8 protein-coding genes are annotated in these 7,228 nt (G+C 67.5%); 4 read left to right on the top strand and 4 right to left on the bottom strand.

The genetic code is table 11. The features are described 5' to 3' along the window. The 4 genes from QK444_RS29085 to QK444_RS29070 form a co-directional block, all read right to left on the bottom strand. Window positions 1–1,152 (bottom strand): MCE family protein (locus QK444_RS29085; RefSeq protein ID WP_282785323.1); only part of this gene is annotated, 1,152 nt, incomplete at its 3' end. A gap of 7 nt (window positions 1,153–1,159) precedes the next feature. Further along, complete coding sequence (locus tag QK444_RS29080; protein WP_282785324.1) at window positions 1,160–1,927, bottom strand: ABC transporter permease; 768 nt, start codon at window positions 1,925–1,927, stop codon at window positions 1,160–1,162. Between the two features lie 89 nt (window positions 1,928–2,016). Continuing rightward, the gene (locus QK444_RS29075; protein ID WP_282785322.1) at window positions 2,017–2,880 is read right to left on the bottom strand and encodes an ABC transporter permease; all 864 of its coding nucleotides are present in this window, start codon (window positions 2,878–2,880) and stop codon (window positions 2,017–2,019) included. An 8-nt stretch (window positions 2,881–2,888) separates the two neighbouring features. Further along, window positions 2,889–4,193, bottom strand: a complete 1,305-nt coding sequence (locus QK444_RS29070) for a cytochrome P450 (protein WP_282785321.1) — start codon at window positions 4,191–4,193, stop codon at window positions 2,889–2,891. Window positions 4,194–4,335: 142 nt separating this feature from the next. Here QK444_RS29070 and QK444_RS36520 point away from each other — a divergent pair, with 142 nt between their 5' ends. The 4 genes from QK444_RS36520 to QK444_RS29055 form a co-directional block, all read left to right on the top strand. Further along, window positions 4,336–4,605, top strand: coding sequence for an SDR family NAD(P)-dependent oxidoreductase (locus QK444_RS36520; protein ID WP_349239549.1), 270 nt, complete (start codon window positions 4,336–4,338; stop codon window positions 4,603–4,605). A gap of 14 nt (window positions 4,606–4,619) precedes the next feature. Beyond that, window positions 4,620–5,102 carry an SDR family oxidoreductase gene (locus QK444_RS36515; protein WP_349239548.1) on the top strand — a complete coding sequence of 161 codons (483 nt, stop codon included), beginning with the start codon at window positions 4,620–4,622 and terminating at the stop codon, window positions 5,100–5,102. A 55-nt stretch (window positions 5,103–5,157) separates the two neighbouring features. After that, entirely contained in the window at window positions 5,158–6,552 is a 1,395-nt protein-coding gene (locus QK444_RS29060; protein ID WP_282785320.1) for an aromatic ring-hydroxylating dioxygenase subunit alpha, read from the top strand. Between the two features lie 76 nt (window positions 6,553–6,628). After that, a partial coding sequence (locus QK444_RS29055) for a thiamine pyrophosphate-dependent dehydrogenase E1 component subunit alpha (RefSeq protein WP_282785319.1) occupies window positions 6,629–7,228 on the top strand: 600 nt, incomplete at its 3' end.

The raw sequence follows: 7,228 nt of genomic DNA, 5'->3' as shown, positions 1-7,228 counted from the left end.
GCCACGCAATTCGCCGTACACCGGGCAGTCGGCCCGCACATACAGCCGCAGCGGGGTCAGCGACACCACCAGTTTGAAGGTGAAGGTCAGCTTCTCTCCGGTGCGCGTCCACAGCTCCCGGAAGAAGGTGTCGACCACACTGTTCAACCGCAGCATGATGGCCGGGAATTCGCCGGCGTCGTCGGCCAGCACCCCCACCACCGGGGTGAGCTGGGCGGTGATGTTCACCAGCTGGTCGGCGTGATTGTCCATGGCGGTGCCGACGGTGCCGAGGGTGTCGCCGGTGCCCAGCAGCAGCGCCGCCAGTTCCTCCTGCTTCTCGGCGACGGTCCGCAGGGGCGCGACCGTGCTGTGCAGCGCGTCCACCAGATCCGGTGCGGTCTCCGCCAAGGTCGCGATGGCCCGCTCCCAGGTGCGCAGGGTGCTCGGGCCGGTGTCCTCGGTGCTGAGCCGGTTCATCTCGTCGACCACCCGATTGAGCCCGTCCACGGTGGCGGTCAACGTCGCGCCCTTGCCGGCCGTGGCATCGGCGAGAGTGCGGATGAGACCCAGGGAGCGGTCGCTGTCGTCGCGGCCGACGGCGCGCAGCAGTTCCCGCACCTTGACCAGGGTGGTCTGAAACAGTTGCGTCGGCAGCGTACGGTCCTCGGCGATGGTCGCACCGTCCGTGAGCGGCCGCCCGACGGCGTTTTCATGGGACGGCCCGACGGCGTTTTCATGGGACGGCCCGCCGTCGTCTCCTTGGGACGGCCCGCCGTCGTTGTCCACCAGTTGCACCGAGGAGACGGCGAAGGCGTTGCTCGGCACGATGCGTGCCGTGACGGTGCTCGGAATCCGCCGCGCGTGTTCGGGTTTCAGGTCGATGGTCACGATATTGGGCGAATCGCCGCGTGCCGGGGTGACGCCCCGGACCATGCCGACCAGCACCCCTCGGAACTTCACATCGGATTTCTCCGGCAGACCGTCGCCGACACTCCCGAGCAGCGCGGTCACCGTGACCCTGCGATCCAGATCGCCCCGGGATTTCGCCAGCAGCAGCTGGGTCGCGACCACGCAGATCACCAGGAAGACCACCCCGGTCGCCAGCAGTAGCCGGGTGGACGGCCCCCGGCCGTCCAGTTCGAACGCATTGCCCCGTGTCCTGTTTCCCATGTCGTGCCTAACCCCCCAGTCGTCCGCCCGCGTCGATGCCCCAGAACGCCATGGTCAGCAGCATGTTCAGCACGGCCATGATGGTGATGCTGGCGCGCATGGCCCGCCCCGCCGCGATGCCGACCCCGCGCGGGCCACCGGTGGCGTAGAAGCCGTAGTAGCACTGGATGGTGGACATGACCGCCACGAAGACACACACCTTGATCACCGCGAAGACGATGTCGCGCCCGCTGAGCATGAGCGCGAAGTAGTGCAGATAGGTACCGGTGCCCTGCCCGCTGGCGAGGAAGACGACGAGTTGGCAGGCCAGGAAGTTCAGCGCCAGGCAGGCGACGAACAGCGGCAGGATGGCCAGCGCCGAGGCCAGTACCCGCGTGGTCACCAGATACGGAATCGGGCGGATGGCCACCGATTCCAGGGCGTCGATCTCCTCGGCGATCCGCATGGCCCCCAACTGCGCGGTGAAGCGGCAGCCCGCCTGGATGCCGAAGGCCAGCGCCGCCATGAGCGGGGCCAGCTCCCGCACCGCGGCGAGGGAAGTGATGAGCCCGGTGGCCGGACCCAGGCCGAGCAGTTGCAGCGCGTTGTAGCCCTCGATGCCCACGATCGCGCCCGTCGCGCCACCCACCACCAGCACCACGCCCGCGGTGCCGCCGCCCACCACGATGGAACCGTTGCCCCAGGTCACATCGGAGAGCAGCCGCAGGAACTCACGCGAATACCGTTGCAGCACAATCGGTATGCCCGCGATGGCACGGAAGAAGAAGGCCACCATGTGGCCGACGCGCGCCAGGTGGTGACGGCCGAAACCGGCCCCCGCCACCAGCGGGCGCGTTCCGGCGATGGTGTAGCCGGTCGCCATGATCAGAATCCCGCCCGCGGGAACAGGATCAGATACATCTGGCTCATCAGCACATTGACCAGCATGAGCAGCAGAATCGACTGCACCACGGCGGCATTGACCGCGTTCGCCACCCCCGATGCGCCGTGCCGGGCGTCGAGCCCCTTGTAGCACGACACCACCGCCACGATCACCCCGAACACCATCGCCTTGAGCAAGGTCAGTACCAGATCGTCGACCGTGGCGAAGGAGGCGAATGTGGCGGTGTAACTACCCGGGGTGCCGCCCTGGAGGGTGACCGTGAAGGCGTATCCGGCCAGAAAGCCGATGAAACAGGTGAATCCGGTCAGTGCGACGGCCACCACCACCGCGGCGGCCAGGCGCGGCACCACCAGCCGCCGGATCACCGACACCCCCATGACCTCCATGGCCGCGGTCTCCTCCCGAATGGTCCGCGACCCCAGATCGGCGCTGATGGCAGACCCCACGGCCGCCGCCATCAGAATGGCGGCGACCATCGGCGCGCCCTGCCGGATGACCGCAAGCCCATTGGCGGCCCCGGCCAGCGAGGTCGCCCCGAGTTGCCCGGCCAGCAAACCGAATTGGATGGACAGCGTCACCGCGATGGGCACCGTGACGAATAGGGTCGGCACCACCGCCGTGCGTGCCATGAAGGTCGCCTGTTCGACGAACTCGCCGAACGGGAACCGGCGACGCGCGATATCGGACATCAGATATTGGCAGGCGCGCACCCCGAGTACGAACTGCCCGCCGACCGTGCGCAGCGCGGCGAGGGGATGGCGGTTCGCATAACCCCGGGACCACCGCACCACCTCGGCGCGCGCCGAGGCCGCATCGGGTGGGGGTGGGGGAGCGGTGGTGGTCATCGCCGGGCCTACCGTTCGGCCGTGGCGGATACCGGGCGGTCGGTGGCGGGTGTGCCCTGCGCCCGGAAGATCAGCGAGAGGCGCTTCAGGCCGCGCAGCATGAAGCTGGGTTCGTACTCGAAATCGTTGTCCGGGCCGAATTCCACCGCGCCGAAGCGCGCCGCCAGCTCCTCGACCATGATCCGGGATTCCAGCCGGGCCAGCGGCGCGCCCAGGCAGGCGTGGATACCGGCGCCGAAGGCCAGGTGCGACCTGACATCCGGCCGTTCGGGGTCGAACTCCTCGGGCCGCTCGAACGCGGCCTCGTCTCGGCTGGCCGAGCCGAAACCGAGCACCACCAGCTGCCCGGCCGGGATGGTGTAGCCGCCCAGCGTCGCCTCGGTCTTGGTGATGCGGAACATGCTCTGCACGGGGGCGAGGAAGCGCAGCCCCTCCTCGATGAGGGGTGCGGCATGCGCGGTGGGGTCCGCGCGCAGCCACTCCCACCACCGGGGCGCGTGCGCGATCTGTTCGAACACTCCGGTCAGCAGTTTGGTCGAGGTCTCGTTCCCGGCGATGAGCAACTGCTGGATGATGCTCAGGCAGGCGGCCGTGCTCAGCGGTTCGTCACCGTCGGCGGCGCTGGGCGCGTGGACCAGTCCGCTCAGCAGGTCGTCGCGCGGATGCGCGCGCCGGTCGTCGAGTTCGGCGGCGAAGAAGCGCTGATACTCCAGCAGACCGCGGGCCTGCTCCAGACGTCCGCCGTCGTCGAGTTCCGCGCCCACCGTCGCGGTGAACTGATCCGACCAGCGTTTGAAATCGTCGATCCGGTCGTCGGGCACATTCAGCACATGGGCGATGACCCGCAGGGGCAGTGGTGCCGCAACGGCTTTCACGAACTCCACCGGCGTGCCGTCGGGTAGTCCCTCGGCCAGCTCGCGGGCGATCTCGCGGATGCGCGGCTCCAGGCGTGCGATGAACCGGGGCGTGAACGCCTTGGCCAGCATGCGTCGGTAGTAGTGATGCTCCGGCGGATCGGCGGTGAGCAGCGTCGGCACCGCGGGCCACCCCTGTGCCTGGATCCGCTCGAGTTCCTCCTTGATGGACTCGGGCGGGGGCAGCTGCGGCAGACCGAAGTTCGACGAGAACACCTCGTGATCGGCCAGCGCCGTGGCGACCAGCTCGCGCGAGGTCACGAACCACATGCCCCGGCTCGCCACGAAGTGCACCGGCGCCTCCCGGCGCAGGGCGCGGTGCCAGGGATACGGGCATTGCAGTGTCTGCGGATCCAGGGGATCGAACGCGGGAGCGGAGCAGGGCGAGGTATCGGTCAAAGCCGCCTCCAAAGATGTTGCCCCCCACAGAAAACAGGCGGGTGGGCCGGGTCTTGACTAATTAATTGGCCAATATAATAGTGATCCGTGTCATAGACAAGCGGGGGTCGCGCAGCGCGGTCGCCGAGAACGGAGGTGGGGCATGTCGAAGGCCCTGGTGACGGGTGCGGGCAACGGAATCGGCCGCGCCATCGCGAAACAGCTGGCGGACAACGGATTCCAGGTTGTTGCCGTCGACCTCGACAAGGCCGCGGCGGCGGCCACCGCCGCCGAGATCGGCGGGACGGCGCTCGACTGCGATATCTCCGACGAGCAGGCGGTCGGGGAGTTGGCCGCCACGGTCGGTCCGCTGGACGTGCTGGTCAACAATGCCGGATCTGGCGCTCGCACACCCTCGACGACTCCACCCTGACCGATGTCGACGCGGTGCTGCGCACCAATGTGATCGGTAGCTGGTTGGTGGCCCGAGCCTGCGTGGCGAACTTCCCGGCGCACGGCGGGGCGATCGTGAACCTCACCTCCGTGCTGGCCGAGATGTCGGGACCGGGGCGTGGCATGTACCCCGCGTCCAAGGCCGCCATCGTCGCCCTCACCAAGCAGATGGCCACCGAGTACGCACCGCGCGGGATCCGGGTGAACGCGGTGGGGCCGGGGTTGGTCCTCACCGAGGGCACCCGGGCCGAATTCGGCGATCCCGGTCTGCAACGGGCCATCGGTGCGGCCATGCCGCTGGGACGGCTCGGCACGCCGGAGGACATCGCCGCCGCGGTCGGGTTCCTGATCTCCCCGGCCGCGAGCTATATCACCGGGCAGGTGCTCTACGTCGACGGCGGCTGGACCAGCAATGGGTCGGCCTTCATCGGCATGGCCGCGCAGCGCTATGTCGAACAGCTGACGGCGGCACCATGAGCGCCATCCGTCACCTTCTCTCCCGCAATGTAATTCACTCTGGTTGGAGGATGTCATGACCGACCTTCGCGACGGCCGCGAGCTCGCACCGGGCGAGGCCCGCTCACCCGGGCCCAGTGTGCAGAGCCTGTTGTCCGGTGACACCCGGGAGGTGCCGCCCCCGCTGCTCGAGGAGTCCTACGAATACCTGGGGTCGGAGGACATCGACAAGGAGCGCTACCTCTCCGCGGACTTCCACCGGCTCGAGGTGGAGAAGGTGTGGAAGAAGGTCTGGCAGCTGGCCTGCCGGGAGGAGGACATCCCCGCGCCCGGCGACTACATCGTCTACGACATCGCCGATATCTCCCTGATCGTGGTGCGCACCCGGGACGGCGAGATCAGGGCGTATCACAACGCGTGCCTGCACCGGGGCACCCGGCTGTGCGACGACAACGGTCACGCGGAACAGCTGCGCTGTCCGTTCCACGGTTTCACCTGGGGGCTGGACGGGGCGCTCGCCGAGGTGCCCAGCCGCTGGGACTTCCCCCACGTGGAGGATGCGAAATTCGCACTGCCGCAGGCGAAGACCGATGTGTGGGCGGGATATGTCTTCGTCAATCCGGATCCCGACGCGGTCTCGCTGCACACCTATCTGGGCGAGGTCGAGAAACACTTCGCGTATTTCAAGCTGGAGGAGCGGTTCAAGGCGGTGCACGTCGCCAAGGTGATCGACTGCAACTGGAAGGTCGCTCTGGAAGCGTTCATCGAGTCCTACCATGTCATCTCGACCCACCCGCAACTGCTGGAATACCTGGGCGACAGCAATACCCAGTACGACGTCTACCGTGGGTCCGACGGGCAGCCCGGCTTCAATCGGATGATCACCCCGCAGGCCACCACCAGCCCGCATCTGGAACCGCTGGAGCCCCAGGATGTGCTGGAGGCCATGTTCCGCGACTTCTACCCCGAGGGCATCGGGGCCATTCACGTCCCCGACGGTGAGTCGGCGCGGCCGATCGTGGCCGAGGCGCTGCGGCAGCGCCTGGTGGAGCGCTCCGGGGCGGATCTGTCCGGGGTCAGCGACAGCGAGATCGTGGACGCCATCCAATATTTCGTCTTCCCGAACATGTGCCCGTGGGCGGGTGTCGGCGCACCGCTGACCTACCGCTTCCGGCCCTACGGCAACGATCCGGATCGCTGCGTGTTCGACATCATGTTGCTCGCGCCGCTCCCGCCGGGTGTGCCCAAACCCAAGGCCGGTCCGATCCACTGGTTGGGTCCGGACGAGGACTTCAGCGCCGCACCGGAACTGGGCGGGCTGGTTCCGGTGTTCAATCAGGACCTGTCGAATCTGCCGCTGGTGCAGCGCGGTCTGAAGGCCATGACGAAACCCGGTGTGACCCTGGCGGATTACCAGGAGGTCCGGATTCGGCAGTTCCATCAGGATCTGGACGCGTACCTGGCGAAATGACCCGAATCGGCACTGGACGGGCGATCGCGCCCCGTGCTATCAATTAATTATCGGACCAACTAATAGATAGGTCATCGTGTTGGACACCGACATTCCCGCCGAGATCGGTCGAGACGAACTGATCCGGATCTTCCGCAAGGCCACCCGAATCAAACTGTGTGACGAGAAGTTCCGGTCGCTGGTGCTGGCCGGACAGGTCAGCGCGCAGTACTACTCGCCGCGCGGCCAGGAGATCGTCTCCGCGTCCGTGGGCACACTGCTGCGGCCGGACGACCATGTCGTCACCACCTACCGGGGGTTGCACGATCAGCTCGCCAAAGGTGTTCCGCTGCGCGAACTCTGGGCCGAATTCATGGGCAAGGCCACCGGGATGTGCAAAGGCAAGGGCGGGCCGATGCACATCACGCACCCGGAGTCCGGGCTCATGGTCACCACCGGCATCGTGGGCGGCGGACTGCCCATCGGCGCGGGGCTGGCCCTGGCGGCGCGGCTGCGCGGCACCGACCAGGTGACCGTGGTGAACTTCGGCGACGGGGCCAGCAATATCGGCGCGTTCCACGAAGCCTGCAATCTCGCCGGAATCTGGAAGCTGCCGGTGATCTTCTGCTGCCACAACAATCTCTACGCCGAACACACCGCATACGAGGACGGCACCAGTGTGGCGCGCATCGCCGAC

This window comes from Nocardia sp. CC201C, from assembly GCF_030010695.1.
GTDB lineage: Bacteria > Actinomycetota > Actinomycetes > Mycobacteriales > Mycobacteriaceae > Nocardia > Nocardia otitidiscaviarum.
This window is presented reverse-complemented; position numbering and strand designations above follow the sequence as displayed.

Coding starts and splice junctions, on each gene's coding strand:
- QK444_RS29060 (WP_282785320.1), top strand. CDS start 5,158: ATGACCGACCTTCGCGACGGCCGCGAGCTCGCACCGGGCGAGGCCCGC.
- QK444_RS29080 (WP_282785324.1), bottom strand. CDS start 1,927: ATGGTGGCCTTCTTCTTCCGTGCCATCGCGGGCATACCGATTGTGCTG.
- QK444_RS36520 (WP_349239549.1), top strand. CDS start 4,336: ATGTCGAAGGCCCTGGTGACGGGTGCGGGCAACGGAATCGGCCGCGCC.
- QK444_RS29075 (WP_282785322.1), bottom strand. CDS start 2,880: ATGACCACCACCGCTCCCCCACCCCCACCCGATGCGGCCTCGGCGCGC.